At 64.3% G+C, this 15,601-nt stretch carries 19 protein-coding genes; 8 read left to right on the forward strand and 11 right to left on the reverse strand.

Features of this window, described 5'->3' with window-relative positions; translation table 11 throughout:
* Positions 1-3: 3 nt before the first annotated feature.
* The 5 genes from F6X62_RS18410 to prlC all read right to left on the reverse strand — a co-directional run bounded on the left by F6X62_RS18410 (position 4) and on the right by prlC (position 6,239).
* Positions 4-1,533 (reverse strand): SulP family inorganic anion transporter, encoded by a 1,530-nt coding sequence (locus F6X62_RS18410; protein ID WP_178117567.1) that lies wholly within the window; start codon positions 1,531-1,533, stop codon positions 4-6.
* Positions 1,534-1,720: 187 nt separating this feature from the next.
* On the reverse strand, positions 1,721-2,440 hold the full coding sequence (locus tag F6X62_RS18415) for a carbonic anhydrase (protein ID WP_153774348.1): 720 nt from the start codon (positions 2,438-2,440) through the stop codon (positions 1,721-1,723).
* Positions 2,441-2,777: 337 nt separating this feature from the next.
* Positions 2,778-3,833 (reverse strand): PA0069 family radical SAM protein, encoded by a 1,056-nt coding sequence (locus F6X62_RS18420; RefSeq protein WP_153774349.1) that lies wholly within the window; start codon positions 3,831-3,833, stop codon positions 2,778-2,780.
* Between the two features lie 79 nt (positions 3,834-3,912).
* Positions 3,913-4,191: a YheV family putative zinc ribbon protein gene (locus F6X62_RS18425; protein WP_112897047.1), complete on the reverse strand. Its 279-nt coding sequence runs from the start codon at positions 4,189-4,191 to the stop codon at positions 3,913-3,915.
* On the reverse strand, positions 4,188-6,239 hold the full coding sequence (gene prlC / locus F6X62_RS18430) for an oligopeptidase A (RefSeq protein WP_256216383.1): 2,052 nt from the start codon (positions 6,237-6,239) through the stop codon (positions 4,188-4,190). The genes F6X62_RS18425 and prlC overlap by 4 nt, the downstream gene beginning before the upstream one ends.
* 102 nt (positions 6,240-6,341) lie before the next feature.
* Here prlC and F6X62_RS18435 point away from each other — a divergent pair, with 102 nt between their 5' ends.
* Together F6X62_RS18435 and F6X62_RS18440 are read left to right on the forward strand one after the other, a co-directional pair.
* Positions 6,342-6,890, forward strand: a complete 549-nt coding sequence (locus F6X62_RS18435; RefSeq protein WP_054893383.1) for a gamma carbonic anhydrase family protein — start codon at positions 6,342-6,344, stop codon at positions 6,888-6,890.
* A gap of 102 nt (positions 6,891-6,992) precedes the next feature.
* Positions 6,993-7,643 carry an HAD family hydrolase gene (locus tag F6X62_RS18440; RefSeq protein ID WP_054893384.1) on the forward strand — a complete coding sequence of 217 codons (651 nt, stop codon included), beginning with the start codon at positions 6,993-6,995 and terminating at the stop codon, positions 7,641-7,643.
* Between the two features lie 31 nt (positions 7,644-7,674).
* Here F6X62_RS18440 and F6X62_RS18445 read toward each other — a convergent pair whose 3' ends face one another.
* The gene (locus F6X62_RS18445) at positions 7,675-8,766 is read right to left on the reverse strand and encodes an aminopeptidase (RefSeq protein WP_153774350.1); all 1,092 of its coding nucleotides are present in this window, start codon (positions 8,764-8,766) and stop codon (positions 7,675-7,677) included.
* A gap of 66 nt (positions 8,767-8,832) precedes the next feature.
* Here F6X62_RS18445 and F6X62_RS18450 point away from each other — a divergent pair, with 66 nt between their 5' ends.
* Positions 8,833-9,246, forward strand: coding sequence for a hypothetical protein (locus F6X62_RS18450; protein WP_153774351.1), 414 nt, complete (start codon positions 8,833-8,835; stop codon positions 9,244-9,246).
* Positions 9,247-9,291: 45 nt separating this feature from the next.
* A complete protein-coding gene (locus tag F6X62_RS18455; RefSeq protein WP_054893387.1) occupies positions 9,292-9,705 on the forward strand; it encodes a hypothetical protein in 414 nt (137 codons plus the stop codon).
* A gap of 37 nt (positions 9,706-9,742) precedes the next feature.
* Here F6X62_RS18455 and F6X62_RS18460 read toward each other — a convergent pair whose 3' ends face one another.
* Both F6X62_RS18460 and F6X62_RS18465 read right to left on the reverse strand, forming a co-directional pair.
* Complete coding sequence (locus F6X62_RS18460) at positions 9,743-9,976, reverse strand: DUF1161 domain-containing protein (protein WP_063541964.1); 234 nt, start codon at positions 9,974-9,976, stop codon at positions 9,743-9,745.
* A 65-nt stretch (positions 9,977-10,041) separates the two neighbouring features.
* Positions 10,042-10,467, reverse strand: coding sequence for an OsmC family protein (locus tag F6X62_RS18465; RefSeq protein WP_054893389.1), 426 nt, complete (start codon positions 10,465-10,467; stop codon positions 10,042-10,044).
* Positions 10,468-10,624: 157 nt separating this feature from the next.
* On the opposite strand from F6X62_RS18465, the gene F6X62_RS18470 reads away from it, so the two are divergent.
* The gene (locus F6X62_RS18470; protein WP_153774352.1) at positions 10,625-11,629 is read left to right on the forward strand and encodes an LLM class flavin-dependent oxidoreductase; all 1,005 of its coding nucleotides are present in this window, start codon (positions 10,625-10,627) and stop codon (positions 11,627-11,629) included.
* 124 nt (positions 11,630-11,753) lie between these two features.
* Here the strand turns inward: F6X62_RS18470 and F6X62_RS18475 are convergent, their stop codons facing one another.
* Together F6X62_RS18475 and F6X62_RS18480 are read right to left on the reverse strand one after the other, a co-directional pair.
* A complete protein-coding gene (locus F6X62_RS18475; RefSeq protein WP_054893391.1) occupies positions 11,754-11,975 on the reverse strand; it encodes a DUF1161 domain-containing protein in 222 nt (73 codons plus the stop codon).
* 110 nt (positions 11,976-12,085) lie between these two features.
* A complete protein-coding gene (locus F6X62_RS18480; protein ID WP_153774353.1) occupies positions 12,086-12,301 on the reverse strand; it encodes a dodecin in 216 nt (71 codons plus the stop codon).
* A gap of 151 nt (positions 12,302-12,452) precedes the next feature.
* On the opposite strand from F6X62_RS18480, the gene F6X62_RS18485 reads away from it, so the two are divergent.
* Positions 12,453-12,776 carry a YqjD family protein gene (locus tag F6X62_RS18485; protein ID WP_054893393.1) on the forward strand — a complete coding sequence of 108 codons (324 nt, stop codon included), beginning with the start codon at positions 12,453-12,455 and terminating at the stop codon, positions 12,774-12,776.
* On the opposite strand, the gene F6X62_RS18490 is transcribed toward F6X62_RS18485, so the two are convergent.
* Positions 12,773-13,666 (reverse strand): LysR family transcriptional regulator, encoded by an 894-nt coding sequence (locus F6X62_RS18490; RefSeq protein WP_153774354.1) that lies wholly within the window; start codon positions 13,664-13,666, stop codon positions 12,773-12,775. The two genes, F6X62_RS18485 and F6X62_RS18490, sit on opposite strands and share 4 nt — an antisense overlap.
* Before the next feature lie 221 nt (positions 13,667-13,887).
* Here F6X62_RS18490 and trpB point away from each other — a divergent pair, with 221 nt between their 5' ends.
* Together trpB and trpA are read left to right on the forward strand one after the other, a co-directional pair.
* Positions 13,888-15,105 (forward strand): tryptophan synthase subunit beta, encoded by a 1,218-nt coding sequence (trpB, locus tag F6X62_RS18495; protein ID WP_054893395.1) that lies wholly within the window; start codon positions 13,888-13,890, stop codon positions 15,103-15,105.
* Positions 15,102-15,601, forward strand: a 500-nt coding sequence (gene trpA / locus F6X62_RS18500; RefSeq protein WP_153774355.1) for a tryptophan synthase subunit alpha, incomplete at its 3' end; no start/stop codon positions are given. The genes trpB and trpA, both read left to right, overlap by 4 nt.

The raw sequence follows: 15,601 nt of genomic DNA on the forward strand, positions 1-15,601 counted from the left end.
GCCTCAGACCTGCGCGCTGCGTCGCAAGCGGCCCTCGATGCGCCGCTTGAGCCCGCGCTGCTCGATGGACAGACGTGAGCCGGCGGCGCGGCTCGCGCGCCCCCAGTCCTCGAGCAGCTCCAGCACCGAGTGGTCGATGTAGCTCAGGTTCGCCAGCGGTACATGCAGATGCGTCCCGGCAGGCACGCTTTCCAGCACCTGGGTCAGGGCAGGCACCTTGAGGAAGGTGGCCGCACCGCTCAGGCGCAGCTCCATGTGCCCCTGGCGCGGCAGCTCGACCAGGTTGATCTTGAGGCGCGCCGCCTTGAACGCCAGCTTGAGCAAGGTCAGGGCAAAGCCCAGCAGCACCCCGGTCAGCAGGTCGGTGAAGATGATCGCCAGCGCCGTGGCGGCGTAGGTGAACATCGGCATCCGGCCATAGCGCCCGAGGCCGCGGAAGGCCTTGAAATCGACCAGCTTGATACCGGTGTACACCAGCACGCCCGCCAGGCTTGCCACCGGAATCTGCTGCAGCACGCTGCTCAGCACCACCACGAACGCCAGCAACCACAGGCCATGCAGGATCGCCGAGGCGCGAGTCTTTGCACCGGCCTGAACGTTGGCCGAACTGCGCACGATCACGCCAGTCATCGGCAATGCCCCCAGCACACCGCACAGCATGTTGCCGATACCTTGCGCCGACAGCTCCCGGTCGAAATCCGAACGCTGGCCGTTGTGCATGCGATCCACCGCCGCAGCCGACAGCAGCGTCTCGGCGCTGGCGATGAAGGCCAGGGCGAAGGCGGCCACCAGCAAGGTTGGATCGGCCAGTTTGAGCAGGTCGTCCGGACGGATCCAGTCGATCGCCTCCGACAGGTCTGCAGGCACCTGCACACGGTTGACCGGCAGCGCCAGCCAGATGCTGATCGCGGTCATCGTCGCCACGCCCAGCAAGGCACCGGGGATGAAGCGCAGGCGCTGCGGGCGCCAGCGTTCCCAGCCCCACATCATCGCGATGGTGCCCAGGCCCAAAGCGCCGGCCTGCCAGCCATTGCCGGCGGCTTCAAACGGTAATGCCGAGGCCAGGGTCGCGGGAAAGCCCAGCAGGTTCTCGACCCCCGAGGGCTGTGGCGCGCTGTCGAACATGACATGCACCTGCGACAGCACGATCAGCACGCCGATACCGGCCAGCATGCCGTACACCACCGCCGGTGCAGTGACGCGAAACCAGCAGCCCAGGCGCAGCCGCCCGGCCAGCAACTGCAACAGGCCTGCCAGCAGCAGGATCGGCCCGAGCATGGCCACGCCATGCTGGCGCACCAGCTCGAACACCAACACCGCCAGGCCCGCGGCCGGGCCGCTCACCTGCAGGGGCGAGCCGGCCAGGAAGCCCACGACGATGCCACCGATGATCCCGGTGATCAGCCCCTTGGCGGGCGGCATGCCCGAGGCGATCGCGATGCCCATGCACAGCGGCAGGGCCACCAGGAACACCACGACCGAAGCCAGCAACTCTCGCGGCAAGGCCGCTTTTATCTGTGTCATGTTCACCATAACGCTCCTTTTCTGATTCACGGCCATTCCACTGGCCGACGGCACGGGGATCCCTGAATCGCGCGCAGGCGCGGGCCGCCAGCAGGATTGCCGGCAAGTAGGTCAGGGAAATTCAAGGCAGCAGAAAGCCCTGCCGCGCCTGGTGGGCGCAGCCGGCTATCAAGGTTTTTTCAGGTGTTGGGGTCGCTTAGTAGCGGCCTCTCGGAGTTGCGCACGGCACTGGCTCGCCAGCAGCCAGGGGCAGGAAGCTGTCGCTCGCGGCGTCGTAGGCTTCGATGCGGCTGGTTTCGATATCGTAGATCCAGCCGTGAATGTAGAGCTGTCCGGCCGCCAGGCGCGAGGCGACCGAAGGGTGGGTACGCAGGTGATGCAACTGAGCGATGACGTTTTCCTTGGTCAGCACCTGCATGCTCTCGTGTTCCGTTTCGCACGAGCAGTTGCTCTCGACCACGGTACGCGCCACTTCGGCGTGGCGCAGCCAGGCGGAAACGGTCGGCATCCTGGTCAGCGACTGCGGGTTGAGCACCGCGCGCATCGCACCGCAGTCGGAGTGGCCGCAGACGATGATGTGGTGAACGCCCAAGGCCAACACGGCGTATTCGATGGCGCTGGAAACACCGCCGTTCATCTGCCCGTAGGGCGGTACCACGTTGCCGACGTTACGGGTCACGAACAGATCGCCCGGCGAGCTCTGGGTGATCAGTTCAGGCACGATGCGCGAGTCAGCGCAGGTGATGAACATCGCGCGCGGCTTCTGCGCGGTGGCGAGCTTCTTGAACAACTCCTGCTGCTCGGGGAAAACGTCATGGTGAAACTTCAGGAAGCCGTCGACGATGTGCTTCAGGGCGGCATCGGCGCTCTCGGCGGGAGCGGCCGGAACGGGCTTGGATGGGTCCTTGACGGGCATGATTCATCCTCTTGACGGTTTGTAGGTAAGTTCCATTTTACCGGGGAAAGATTCTGGCTATGCGGAGAATTAGATGACGCGCACAGGTAATAAATCACAGTCGCTGTGGACTGACTTCCTACGCTAGCGGAGAAAACTTAACTGAAACTGAATTCGGAGGCTCTAGAACGGGCGTTCCAGGTTTTCGAGGGGAGGCTTTGATAATAGCAAAAAAGCATCAGCCGCCAATACCCTCCAATGAAATTATTGGTAGGTATTAGTCAGGTTACAGGGTAGTGAAACTGTACGGTGGTGGCCTCTTCGTGGGTGAACCCGCTCCTGCAAGACCTTCAGCGTCTCAAAACAACGCCATCTGCTCCCCAGGTGGGCAGAACGCCGTGCAATCCAGAGCCAACCCCTCCCGCCCTTCAAACCCCAACTGCCGTGACGCCTTGCGAAAACGCTGCGCCAGCAGCTCGGCAAAGACTCCTTCACCCCGCATCCGCGCGCCAAAGCGGCTGTCATACAGCTCACCACCCCGGCTCTGACGAATCAGGCTGAGCACGTGGGCCGCACGCTGCGGATAATGGTCCTGCAACCACTGTTCGAACAACGGCGCCACCTCCAGCGGCAGGCGCAGCATCATGTAGGCGGCGCTCTGCGCGCCAGCTTCCTTGGCGGCCTGAAGCAGGTGCTCCAGTTCGCTGTCGTTGATCATCGGGATCATCGGCGAACACAGCACCCCCACCGGCACACCCGCCTCGCGCAACACGCGGATCGCCCGCAGGCGCGCCTTGGGTGCCGCCGCGCGGGGCTCGAGGGTGCGTTTGAGTTCGTCGTCGAGGGTGGTCAGGCTGATCATCACCCGCGCCAGGCGCTGGCTGGCCAGTTCGCTCAAGAGGTCCAGGTCTCGTAGCACCAGCGAGCCCTTGGTGACAATGGTCACCGGATGGCGGTAGCGCAGCAGCACCTCGAGCAGGCGACGGGTCAACTGATGCTCGCGCTCTATGGGCTGGTAGGGGTCGGTGTTGGCGCCGAGGTTGATCGGGGCGCAGACATAGCCCGGCTTGCTCAACTGCTGCTCGAGCACCTCGGCGGCATTGGTCTTGGCGATGAGCTTGGTCTCGAAGTCGAGGCCGGGGGAGAGGTCCCAATAGGCGTGGCTGGGCCGGGCGTAGCAATAGATGCAGCCGTGTTCACAACCGCGGTAAGGATTGATCGAACGGTCGAAGGGCAGGTCGGGCGAGGTATTGCGGGCGATGATGGTCTTGGCGGTTTCGATCCGCACCTCGGTGCCCTGGGTGAGGGGGACTTCCTGGTGCCAGCCGTCGTCCTCGACCACCGAATGGCTGGGGGCGAAGCGGTTGTGGGGGTTGGTGGCAGTACCGCGACCACGGACTGGGGTTGGTTTCATGGTGGAAAAACCGGATTGCTGTATATGAATACAGTAATCCGGGTTTGCACAGAAGACCAGTGCCGTCAGGCGGACAGGGTCAGTCGGGCTTCTTGAGCTTCGGATTCGGGAAGAACTGAACCGTCTGCACCTTTACCGGCTCGGCCTTGACCGCTTGCTGGTTTACCCGGGTACCGAGCTCCTTGGGCACCGACAAGCCCTGCTCGTTGAGGGTGTCGGTGAAGCCGCAGGCCACACACTCGCGGTGTGGCACGCCGTCTTCGTTCCACATCATCAGCTTGTCGGGCTCGCTGCACGCCGGGCATACCGCCCCGGCGATAAAGCGCTTCTTGGTCTTGATCACGCCGCCCTCACTCATGCCGCCGCATCCTCGGTCAGGCCACTATGACGCAGCAGCGCATCGATGGAAGGCTCACGACCACGGAAATCGACGAACAGCACCATTGGCTCGCGCGAACCGCCCCGAGCCAGGATCGCCTCGCGGAACGCGCGGCCAGTCTCGGCATTGAGCACGCCTTCTTCCTCGAAGCGCGAGAAGGCGTCGGCCGACAGCACTTCGGCCCACTTGTAGCTGTAGTAGCCCGCCGCATAGCCGCCGGCGAAGATGTGCGCAAAGCTGTTGGGGAAGCGGTTGTAGGCCGGCGGACGCATCACCGTGACCTCATCGCGCACGCCCTCGAGCACCTGCAGCACACTGCGGCCGTCGCCATGGGTGGCGTGCAGCTCGAAGTCGAACAGCGAGAACTCCAGCTGGCGCACCATCATCATCCCGGACTGGAAGTTCTTCGCCGCCAGCATCTTGTCCAGCAGGTCCTGGGGCAGCGGCTCGCCGGTCTCGTAGTGACCGGAGATCAGTGCAAGACCTTCAGGCTCCCAGCACCAGTTCTCCATGAACTGGCTCGGCAGCTCGACCGCGTCCCAGGCCACACCGTTGATGCCCGACACGCCGGCATGCTCAATGCGGGTGAGCAGGTGGTGCAGGCCGTGGCCGAACTCGTGGAACAGCGTGGTGACTTCGTCGTGGGTGAGCAGCGCCGGCTTGCCCGGTGCAGCCGGGGTGAAGTTGCACACCAGGTTGGCCACCGGGCTCTGCAAGGCGCCTGCCGCGGTGCGGCGACGGTCGCGGGCACCGTCCATCCAGGCGCCGCCGCGCTTGTTGGCTCGGGCGTAAAGGTCGAAGAAGAAGCGCCCGACGTGCTGGCCGTTCTCCTTGATCTCGAACAGGCGCACGTCCGGGTGCCAGGCGTCGAAGCCCTTGAGTTCGGCGATTTCGATGCCGTACAGGCGCTGGACGATGCTGAACAGGCCGCTCAGCACCTTGTCGATCGGGAAGTAGGCACGCAGGGTTTCCTGCGACACGCTGTAGCGCTGCTCACGCAGCTTCTCGCCGTAATAGCCGGCGTCCCAACTGGCCAGCTCCGGGGTGCCCTGCTCGGCGGCGTAGGCCTTGAGCTGCTCCAGGTCCTGGGCCGCGAACGGCTTGGAGCGCTTGGCCAGGTCACGCAGGAAGCTCAGCACCTGGTCGCTGGATTCGGCCATCTTGGTGGCCAGGCTCAGCTCGGCGTAGTTGGCGTAGCCCAGCAGCGCGGCCAGTTCCTGACGCAGGTCGAGGATCTCGGCCATCACCGGGCCGTTGTCGAACTGCCCGGCGTTCGGGCCCTGGTCGGACGCGCGGGTGCAGTAGGCGGCGTACAGTTCTTCGCGCAGGGCGCGGTCGCTGGCGTAGGTCATCACCGCGTAGTAGCTGGGGAATTCCAGCGTGATCAGCCAGCCGTCGAGGCCTTTGGCCTGGGCAGCGGCGGCCATCTGCGCCTTGGCCGATTCGGTCAGGCCGTCCAGCGCGGCTTCGTCGGTGACGTGCTTGGTCCAGGCCTGGGTGGCGTCGAGCAACTGGTTGGAGAAGCGGCTGCCCAGTTCGCTGAGCTTGCTCTGCACTTCGGCGTAGCGCTGCTGCTTGTCGGCCGGCAGGTCGATGCCCGACAGGCGGAAGTCACGCAGGGCGTGCTCGAGAATAGTCTTCTGCGCCACGTCGAAACTGGCGGCCTCGGCGCTGTTGGCCAGCGCCTGGTAGGCATCGAACAGGGCGCGGTTCTGCCCCATCTCGGTGGAATAGGCGCTCAGCGCCGGCAGGCACGACTCGTAGGCCTCGCGCAGTTCCTTGCTGTTGCACACCGCATTGAGGTGGCTGACCGGGCTCCAGGCCGCGCCCAGGCGGTCGTTGAGTTCGTCCATCGCCAGCACCAGGCCGGCCCAGGAGGGATTCTTGCCCTGCTGCGCGAGGATATCGGCGATGGCCTTGCGGTTGTCGGCCAGGATCTGCTCGATCGCCGGCAGCACGTGTTCGGCGCGGATTGCGGAGAAGGGTGGCAGGTCGTGGGACTGCAGAAGCGGGTTGTTCGCACTCACGGTTTGGATACCTTGGCAGGAGAAACACGGGACCATCTTAATTACAATCGACGCCGACCGCAGCAGGCAGCCTGCCTATCGGCATTGCAGAGGGACACTATCATGGCCATCCGGACCTTCCGGGAACACACGCCGAAAGTCGGCCCACGCGCCTTCGTCGACCGTTCGGCGGTGGTGATCGGCGACGTGCAGATCGGTGAAGACAGCTCGGTCTGGCCGCTGACCGTGGTGCGCGGCGACATGCACCGCATCCGCATCGGCGCGCGCACCAGCGTGCAGGATGGCAGCGTGCTGCACATCACCCACGCCGGCCCCTTCAACCCGGACGGCTTCCCGCTGATCATCGGCGACGAAGTGACCATCGGTCACAAGGTGATGCTGCACGGCTGCACACTGGGCAACCGGATCCTGGTCGGCATGGGCAGCACCATCATGGATGGCGCCATCGTCGAGGACGAGGTGATCATCGGCGCAGGCAGCCTGGTACCGCCCGGCAAGCGCCTGGAGAGCGGCTACCTGTATGTCGGCAGCCCGGTAAGGCAGGCCCGGCCGCTGAACGAAAAAGAACGCGCGTTCTTCCCCTACAGCGCCAGCAACTACGTGAAGCTCAAGGACCAGCACCTGGCCGAAGGCTACGATCAACCGGAATGACGCATTCGCGGGCAAGCCCGCTCCTACAGGCTCTGTGATTATCCTGTAGGAGCGGGCTTGCCCGCGAAGCAGTCGACGCAAGACTTGAGTGGAACCGCATACATGCACCAGCAAAACATTCTCTTCGACCTTGACGGCACCCTTACCGACCCACGCCTGGGCATCACCCGCTCGATCCAGTACGCCCTGGCCAAGCTGGGTATCGACGAGCCCGACCTGACCCGCCTCGAGCACTTCATCGGCCCACCCTTGCTGCAGGCCTTCATGCAGTTCTACGGCTTCGACGAGGCCAAGGCCTGGGAGGCGGTCAACTTCTACCGCGAGCGTTTCCGGGTCACCGGTCTGTACGAGAACCTGGTGTTCGACGGTGTGCCGGAACTGCTGCAAGCGCTCAATGGCCAGGGCCGCACCCTGTACGTCGCAACCTCCAAGCCTTGGGAGTTCGCTCGCGAGATCGCCCGCCACTTCGCCTTCGACCGGCATTTCAAGGTGATCTACGGCAGTGAGCTGGATGGCACCCGCACCAACAAGGTCGAGCTGATCCGCCACCTGCTGGACGAAGAACGCCTGGACCCGGCGCAGACCCTGATGATCGGCGACCGCAAGCACGACCTGATCGGCGCCCGCAGCAATGGCCTGCAGGCTGTAGCGGTGGGCTACGGGTTCGGCAGCCGCGAAGAGCTGGTGGCCGAGGCGCCGGAATTTCATTTCGACACGGTGGCAGATTTGCACCGGGCGTTCATCAAGGCTTGATGGCCACGGGGCCGCGCGCGGCCCCGGCATATCACGGCTGTGCCATCAACCGCTGCAAGGCCGCTTTTCGCTGATCGATCGGCTGCTGCCCCAAGTGCTCGACCCGCTGATAGAACAGCGTCCAGTCCCCGCCTGCCTCACGAAACAACGCCGCAAACGCCGGCACCCACTGGTCATACAGGCCGAACGGCAGCAGCTTGGCGTTGCTCATCGGCCCATACACCCAGGCGTCATAACGGCGATCACCGGCCCAGTCCCGATCGCGCAGCTCGCGGTATTCACGTCGCAATCGCGCGAACTCGGCCTGCTTGGCCACCCGCTTGTCGGCATCAGCAAGCGTCCCGGCATAGAGCGCCTGCAGGCGCTCGCGACTCGCCAGCACCAGGCGGATGAACTGTTCACGCTGCCGCGCCCCATCCTCGTGAGCCGCCGCAAGCCCGCGCGCCATGCGCCATTGCCGCGTGCCCTCCTGTTCGACGAAGGTGGCGAAGGACTCGTTGAATTCGGTGTCGTCCTTCACGTAGAAGCACTGGTGCGCCAGCTCGTGAAAGATCAGCGTGGCCAGGCGCTCCTCGCCCCAGCCCACCATCGACGAGAGGATCGGATCGTCGAACCAGCCCAGGGTCGAGTAAGCCTCGACACCCCCGACGTACACATCCAGCCCCTCCTCGCGCATCAGCGCTGCCGCGCCGCGCGCCGCACCCTGGCGGTAGTAGCCGCGGTAGGCGACGCAACCGGCGATGGGGAAGCAGTGAGTGACCGGCTGCAGCGACAACTCCGGCGTGGCGAACACATTCCACACTACATAAGGCCGGCCAAGATCGGCGTACACCCGGTAGCTACGGTTGTCCGGCAGCTTCAGGTGCTCGCTGGCGAAGGTGCGGGCCCGTTCGGCATGCAGCAGGCGCTGGCGCAGCCGTTCGTCAGTCGCAGGATCGGCCAGCATGCGCTCCACCGGCTGGCGTGCACGCAGCAGTTGCCATTGCCCTTCGGCCAGTTGGCCGTAGTAGCCGAGGCTGCCGCAACCGCTCAGCAGGAGCGCGGCCAGCAGCGGAACAAAAGGGCTGAAAACGCGGTCGAGAGCCCGGTGGCCTGAGCGCTGTAGCAGAAAAAGTCGAAACATCAGGGCTGTTCATCCCGCTCAAGGCCTGTGCGTTCCAAGACTATCTCGCCAGGGGACCCTTTCGCCATGCGTACACTGTTTGCCGTCGGCACCTTCGGGCTGCTGAGCGCCTGCTCCACCTTGCCCGACCCCGATCCCAACCAAGCCTGGATCGACCTCGCCCGCGACGACGACACCTCGCTGCACGCCGTACAGCTGGACGAGCGCGACTGGGCCGACAACCGCTATTTCGAAGTGCCGCCAGGTAGCCATGAGCTGACGGTGCGTTACCAGTTTCCAGTCTCCCCGAGCAATATCGGCCCGGTCGACGAGCCACTGTGGCGCGACTGCCAACTGAACCTGACCTTCAAGGACTTCAGCGCCGGTCAGCGCTACAGCCTGCAAGCCGGCAGCATTGGCTTGCGCCCTTGGGTGAAACTCTATGACGGACAGCAGAAACTGATCGGCCAGGGCCTGCCAGCGGGCTGTCAGCGCACCTGATCAGCGCTATGCTTGTAACCTGTGACCCGCAAGCGGAGTTTCCTCATGCGCCAGCCCATGATGCTGATCGCCCTCAGTGCACTGGGGGCTTGCGCCAGCCCCTTGCCACCCAAAGACCCGGCCCAGGCCTGGGTTGATCTCTACACCGTCACCCCCGGCCGCACCATCATGGCCGACAAGCTCGATGGCAAACGCCTCGACGACGGCCGCTACTTCCAAATCACGCCGGGCCGCCACGAACTGGTGGTGCGCTTCGACTACGAGCTGACTGCCGGGCTTTTCACCACCAGCCCGACCGAGCGCACCTGCTACCTGACCGTGCGCTTCGACAACTTCAAGGCCGGCGAACGCTATCGTCTCGAAGCCCGGGCCCCGGCGATGCAGCCGCAGGTATACCTGTACGACGCCAATCGCCAGGTGCTGGTAGACGAGCCAAGCAACATCTTCTGCATTCCATGAACAACGGGGTCGCACTGCGACCCCGCTGCAACGACCGCTATTGGTCGTTCTTCTGGTAGATGATCTTCTTGGTCCCGCCATCGCAGCTGCCAACGACCATGTTCTGATCACTGACTTCGCTGTTCGGTACGATTTCCAGGGTGTAGGAAGGCACCCCAGCCGCCTGGATCTTCGCCTCGATCTCGGTCTTGAGCTCCTCGCACGGCTTGACTGCCGCCAGCGCGGAGGTGGCCAGCAACGAAGCCAGCACGGCGAATGCTACGCGGATCATGGAACGGCTCCTCAAAGGGCAGGCATGCTGCCGACCCTTCCAGACTACAGCAAGCAACGCCTCACCTACGAGAGCAGCGTCGCATCCAGGCTGATCGTCGCGTTGAGCACTTTGGACACCGGGCATCCCGCCTTGGCCTTGTTGGCGATCTCCTGGAACTGCGCCTCACTGGCACCGGGCACCTTGGCCTTGAGGGTGAGGTGCACGGCGGTGATGGCAAAGCCATCGGCCTGCTTGTCGAGGCTGACTTCAGCGATGGTGTCGATGCGTTCAGGCGTCAGCCCGGCCTCACCCAGCATCATCGATAGCGCCATCGAGAAGCAGCCCGCATGGGCCGCGCCGATCAGCTCCTCGGGGTTGGTCCCAGGCGATCCCTCGAAGCGGGTATTGAAGCCATAGGGGTTCTGCTTGAGGGCGCCACTCTCGGTGGACAACAGGCCCTTGCCATCCTTGAGCCCTCCCTGCCAGATCGCCGATGCTGTCTTTTTCATGATGCCTCCTGGATGTTCAGTGGGTGTCACTACGGATTCTGAGGACACTGCCTACAGCAAGTTCAGATCAATCCATAGCCAACCATTGAATCCATCGCCGGGTGCCCATACAGAGTCACAAAGGCCCTTGGCCAATCACTTTCCTGCGGAGGCTCCGATGACGCAGCTGCGCGACCTGAAGATATCCACCCTCGACCTGGTGCCCGTGCGCGCCGATGCCGGCCCAGCCCAGTCGCTACGCAACTCGCTGGACCTGGCGCAGCATGTGGAGCGTTTGGGCTACAACCGATTCTGGGTGGCCGAGCACCACAACATGGACGGCATCGCCAGCTCGGCGACCTCGGTGCTGATGGGCTATCTCGCCGGCGGGACCTCGCGCATCCGCATCGGCTCGGGCGGGGTGATGCTGCCCAACCATGCGCCGCTGGTGATCGCCGAGCAGTTCGGCACCCTGGCCAGCCTCTACCCCGGTCGCATCGACCTGGGCCTGGGCCGCGCGCCCGGCTCCGACCAGATGACCGCCCGCGCCCTGCGCCGCGAGCGCTCTGGCAGCGCCGACGACTTCCCCGATGATGTCGAGGAACTGTCGCGCTACCTCGGCCCGCGCACCGACGATCAGAAGGTCATCGCCGTGCCCGGCCACGACACCGAAGTACCGATGTGGCTGCTGGGTTCGAGCCTGTTCAGCGCGCAACTGGCCGGCATCCGCGGCATGCCCTACGCCTTCGCCTCGCATTTTGCGCCGCGCTACATGTACGAGGCGATCCGCATCTATCGCGACCATTTCAAGCCATCGACGACGCTGGACAAACCCTACGTGATGCTGGGTATCCCGATGGTGGTGGCGGACAGCGACGAGAAGGCCGAATACCTGGCGACCTCGGTCTACCAGCGCATCCTCGCGCTGATCCGCGGCCAGAGCCTGATGCAGCGCCCACCCGTGCAAAGCATGGACGGGCTATGGCTACCCCATGAGCGTGATGCAGTGGGGAGCTTCCTCGGGCTGGCGATGATCGGTAGCCCGCAGAAGGTACGGGCGAAGGTGGAGGTGCTGCTGGAGCAGACCGGCGCGGATGAGCTGATCTTTACCTGCGATTTGTATGAACATGCGGACCGGCTACGCTCGTACGAGCTGCTGGCGCAGGCGTTGAAGGGCGAGTAAATGCCACTTGCGGGAGGGCGTGCGCCGCGAAAAAAACGTGTGGCCTGTACACGGCAACGCGGTGTCTTTTTCGCGGGTAAACCCGCTCCCACACTTACAGCGTTCGGTTGAGGTCAGCGTCGCCTCAACCCCGGCGATAGACGATTTCCTTGGTCCCGGCCTCGCAACTGCCAATCACCTTGCCGGCCGGCGTGCCCTTGTCGACGATCTCCAGCGTATATCCCTGGACTCCCTTGGCATCGAGCTTGGCTGCAATTTCGCTCTTGAGCTCCTCGCACGGCTTGCCTGCCGCCATGGCACCACCGGCCAGCATCATCAGGCCCACTGCCAGAAACACTTTCTTCATCGTTACCGTTCCTTATGCGGATCAAAAAAGCAGAATAGGGCGCCGGCATGTACCGGTGCCCCATGGAAGTCATACGCCATAAAGCAGGAACAGGCTATCCCCGCACTGTTTCAACTGTTGGCGATGCGGAACCCGACCTTGAGCGTGACCTGGAAATGCGCGGCCTTGTTGTCACGGATGTGACCACGTGTTTCGACCACCTCGAACCACTCCAGGTGCTTGATGCTCTTGCCGGCTTCGGCGAGGGCATTGTTGATCGCATCTTCGATACTCGAGGGCGAGGAACCGACGAGTTCAATCTTCTTGTAGGTGTGATGATCGGACATGAGCGCTCTCCTTGAATGATGTGCTGGATTGAGCCTAGCAGCGCAGGCCCGGTTTACCTGCGAGCCATCACCTCGGGCGAAAGTTCGATCGCACTTTCGCCACACCGCGCAGTCGCAATCTTTACACCCTACTCAGCGAAGGAGAGTCCACATGGCCCGTAACGCACTGCGCAAGACCTCACTGGAAAGCATGGAAGCTGAGATCGAAAGCCTGCTCAAGACCCTGGAAGACCTCAAAGGCGATGCCTCGGAAGAAACGCAGAAAACCATGAAGGCACTGCGCGGCAACGCCCAGAACGCCCTCAAGCATTCGCGCAGCCTGCTGACCGACGCCTACGAAGAAGTGAAGACCCGCACCCGGGAAACCGGCATCGCAACCCGTGACTACGCCCAGGAACACCCCTGGACCACGGCTGGCGTGGCCGTTGGCGCATTGGGTCTGCTCGCCGCCTACCTGCTGTGCCGTCGCAACTAACCCTGCGCCTGCAACTCCCGGCGCAACCACTGCGCCAACTGCTCGGCGCGCCCATCTGCGGCGCGCCGCGGCACCCATAGCGCCAACGCCGCCGGCGTCGGCGAAAACCCCCACGGCGCCGCCAGGCGTCCCGCTCGCAGGTCGTCCGCCACCAGCGGTTGCGGCGCGATCGCCACCCCCAAACCGGCCACCGCTGCCTCCAGCAGGTAGTACAGGTGCTCGAATGCCTGGCCGAAGGTCAGCGCACTGGCATCCAGCCCTTGCTGCGCAGCCCAGGTCGGCCACGCCTGAGGGCGCGAGGTGGTGTGCAGCAGGGCCTCGCCCAACAGGGCACGCGCAGGGGCCTGGTGCAGACGCTCGAAGCCGGGAAAGTGCGGGCTGAGCACCGGCCCGATACGTTCCTCGGCCAGCACATGCACCTGCATGTCCGCGGGCCACGGCGGCTCGGCATACACCAGCAATGCATCCAACCCTGGGCGGCGCGGATCGAGATCCCCCTCTCCGGCCGACAAGTGCAGGCGCAGCTCAGGCAGATCGGCCTTCAAACGCCCGAGACGGGGAATGAACCACCGCGCCAACAGGCTGCCGGAACACCCCAGTACGAAGGGCGCATCGCTGACATCGCGGCTTAGTTCGGCGCACACACTGCGCAGGCGATCGAAGGCATCGAAGCTGGCATCACGCAGGCGAGTCCCGGCATCTGTGAGTTTGACGCCACGCCCATCCTTGACGAACAGGGCAACGCCCAAATGCTCCTCGAGCACCTTGATCTGCCGGCTCACCGCGCCGTGCGTCACGTGAAGCTGTTCGGCGGCCTGGCTGACGCTGTTCAGTCGGGCTGTGGCCTCGAAGGCGCGCAGGGCATTGAGGGGAGGGAGGTCCTGGGGCATTTGACTTGTGAGTTTTCCTGACGAGTTGTCGCAATCTTATCGGTTTTCAGCGGACGTTGCGCTGGGTAGAGTAGGCCCATCGATCAGTGGTGGCCTCTTCGCGGGCAAGCCCGCTCCCACAAGTGCAGTGCTGTATTGAGCATCACACCGTTTCTGTGGGAGCGGGCTTGCCCGCGAAGAAGGCAACACGATATCCAATCCAGACCCCTATGGAGCGCCCCATGTCCCAGTCCCAATACCGCCCCGGCCCTGACGCCAATGGCCTGTTCGGCTCGTTCGGCGGCCGCTACGTAGCCGAAACCCTGATGCCCCTGGTCCTGGACCTGGCCCGCGAATATGAAGCGGCCAAGGCCGACCCCGAGTTCCTCGAGCAACTCGCCTACTTCCAGCGCGACTACATCGGCCGCCCCAACCCGCTGTACTTCGCCGAGCGCCTGACCGAGCACTGCGGCGGCGCAAAGATCTTCTTCAAGCGTGAAGAACTCAACCACACCGGCGCGCACAAGGTGAACAACTGCATCGGCCAAGTGTTGCTGGCCAAGCGCATGGGCAAGAAGCGCCTGATCGCCGAGACCGGCGCCGGCATGCACGGCGTGGCCACCGCCACCGTCGCTGCGCGCTTCGGCCTGCCTTGCGTGATCTACATGGGCGCCACCGACATCGAGCGCCAGCAGGCCAACGTGTTCCGCATGAAGCTGCTGGGCGCCGAGATCGTTCCGGTCACCGCCGGCACCGGTACCCTGAAAGACGCCATGAACGAGGCCCTGCGCGACTGGGTCACCAACGTCGAAGACACCTTCTACCTGATCGGCACCGTGGCCGGCCCGCACCCTTACCCGGCGATGGTTCGCGACTTCCAGTCGATCATCGGCAAGGAAACCCGCGCCCAGTTGCACGAGAAGGAAGGCCGCCTGCCGGACAGCCTGGTCGCCTGCGTCGGCGGCGGCTCCAACGCCATGGGCCTGTTCCACAACTTCCTCGAAGACGAAAGCGTGCAGATCATCGGCGTCGAAGCCGGTGGCCATGGTGTGCACACCGACAAGCATGCCGCCAGCCTCAATGGTGGAGTCCCTGGCGTACTGCACGGCAACCGCACCTACCTGCTGCAGGACGACGATGGCCAGATCACCGATGCCCACTCGATTTCCGCAGGCCTGGACTACCCCGGCATCGGCCCCGAGCACGCCTACCTGCACGAAGTGAAGCGGGTCGAATACGTCAGCATCACCGACGACGAGGCCCTGGATGCCTTCCACGCCACCTGCCGCCTCGAAGGCATCATCCCGGCGCTGGAGAGCTCCCACGCCCTGGCCGAGGCGATCAAGCGCGCCCCGAGCCTGCCCAAGGATCACCTGATGGTCGTGTGCCTGTCCGGCCGCGGCGACAAAGACATGCAAACCGTGATGAACCACATGGCTGCCCAGGAGAAACAGGCATGAGCCGTCTTGAACAACGTTTCGCCGACCTGAAGGCCGAAGGCCGCTCGGCGCTGGTCACCTTCATCACCGCAGGCGACCCTGGCTACCAGGCCTCGCTGGAAATCCTCAAGGGCCTGCCCGACGCCGGCGCCGACGTGATCGAGCTGGGCATGCCCTTCACCGACCCGATGGCCGACGGCGTGGCGATCCAGCTCGCCACCCTGCGCGCCCTGGAAGCCGGCCAGACCCTGGCGAAAACCCTGGAGATGGTCCGCGAATTCCGCGTCGGCAACCAGACCACGCCGATCGTGCTGATGGGCTACTACAACCCGATCCATCGCTTTGGCGTGGAACTGTTCGTCGCCGAGGCGAAGGCCGTTGGCGTCGATGGCCTGATCATCGTCGACCTGCCGCCAGAGCACGACGCCGAGCTGGCAACCCCGGCCCAGGCCGCGGGCATCGACTTCATCCGCCTGACCACCCCGACTACCGACGACGTGCGTCTGCCACGCGTGCT

Origin of the sequence: Pseudomonas sp. MNR3A (assembly GCF_009650575.1) — a bacterium.
Classification (GTDB): domain Bacteria; phylum Pseudomonadota; class Gammaproteobacteria; order Pseudomonadales; family Pseudomonadaceae; genus Aquipseudomonas; species Aquipseudomonas machongensis.

Excerpts from the sequence above, each read along its gene's own strand:
- F6X62_RS18410 (WP_178117567.1), bottom strand. The coding sequence starts at position 1,533 with ATGGTGAACATGACACAGATAAAAGCGGCCTTGCCGCGAGAGTTGCTG.
- F6X62_RS18415 (WP_153774348.1), bottom strand. The coding sequence starts at position 2,440 with ATGCCCGTCAAGGACCCATCCAAGCCCGTTCCGGCCGCTCCCGCCGAG.
- F6X62_RS18420 (WP_153774349.1), bottom strand. The coding sequence starts at position 3,833 with ATGAAACCAACCCCAGTCCGTGGTCGCGGTACTGCCACCAACCCCCAC.
- F6X62_RS18425 (WP_112897047.1), bottom strand. The coding sequence starts at position 4,191 with ATGAGTGAGGGCGGCGTGATCAAGACCAAGAAGCGCTTTATCGCCGGG.
- F6X62_RS18435 (WP_054893383.1), top strand. The coding sequence starts at position 6,342 with ATGGCCATCCGGACCTTCCGGGAACACACGCCGAAAGTCGGCCCACGC.
- F6X62_RS18440 (WP_054893384.1), top strand. The coding sequence starts at position 6,993 with ATGCACCAGCAAAACATTCTCTTCGACCTTGACGGCACCCTTACCGAC.
- F6X62_RS18445 (WP_153774350.1), bottom strand. The coding sequence starts at position 8,766 with ATGTTTCGACTTTTTCTGCTACAGCGCTCAGGCCACCGGGCTCTCGAC.
- F6X62_RS18450 (WP_153774351.1), top strand. The coding sequence starts at position 8,833 with ATGCGTACACTGTTTGCCGTCGGCACCTTCGGGCTGCTGAGCGCCTGC.
- F6X62_RS18455 (WP_054893387.1), top strand. The coding sequence starts at position 9,292 with ATGCGCCAGCCCATGATGCTGATCGCCCTCAGTGCACTGGGGGCTTGC.
- F6X62_RS18460 (WP_063541964.1), bottom strand. The coding sequence starts at position 9,976 with ATGATCCGCGTAGCATTCGCCGTGCTGGCTTCGTTGCTGGCCACCTCC.
- F6X62_RS18465 (WP_054893389.1), bottom strand. The coding sequence starts at position 10,467 with ATGAAAAAGACAGCATCGGCGATCTGGCAGGGAGGGCTCAAGGATGGC.
- F6X62_RS18470 (WP_153774352.1), top strand. The coding sequence starts at position 10,625 with ATGACGCAGCTGCGCGACCTGAAGATATCCACCCTCGACCTGGTGCCC.
- F6X62_RS18475 (WP_054893391.1), bottom strand. The coding sequence starts at position 11,975 with ATGAAGAAAGTGTTTCTGGCAGTGGGCCTGATGATGCTGGCCGGTGGT.
- F6X62_RS18480 (WP_153774353.1), bottom strand. The coding sequence starts at position 12,301 with ATGTCCGATCATCACACCTACAAGAAGATTGAACTCGTCGGTTCCTCG.
- F6X62_RS18485 (WP_054893393.1), top strand. The coding sequence starts at position 12,453 with ATGGCCCGTAACGCACTGCGCAAGACCTCACTGGAAAGCATGGAAGCT.
- F6X62_RS18490 (WP_153774354.1), bottom strand. The coding sequence starts at position 13,666 with ATGCCCCAGGACCTCCCTCCCCTCAATGCCCTGCGCGCCTTCGAGGCC.
- trpB (WP_054893395.1), top strand. The coding sequence starts at position 13,888 with ATGTCCCAGTCCCAATACCGCCCCGGCCCTGACGCCAATGGCCTGTTC.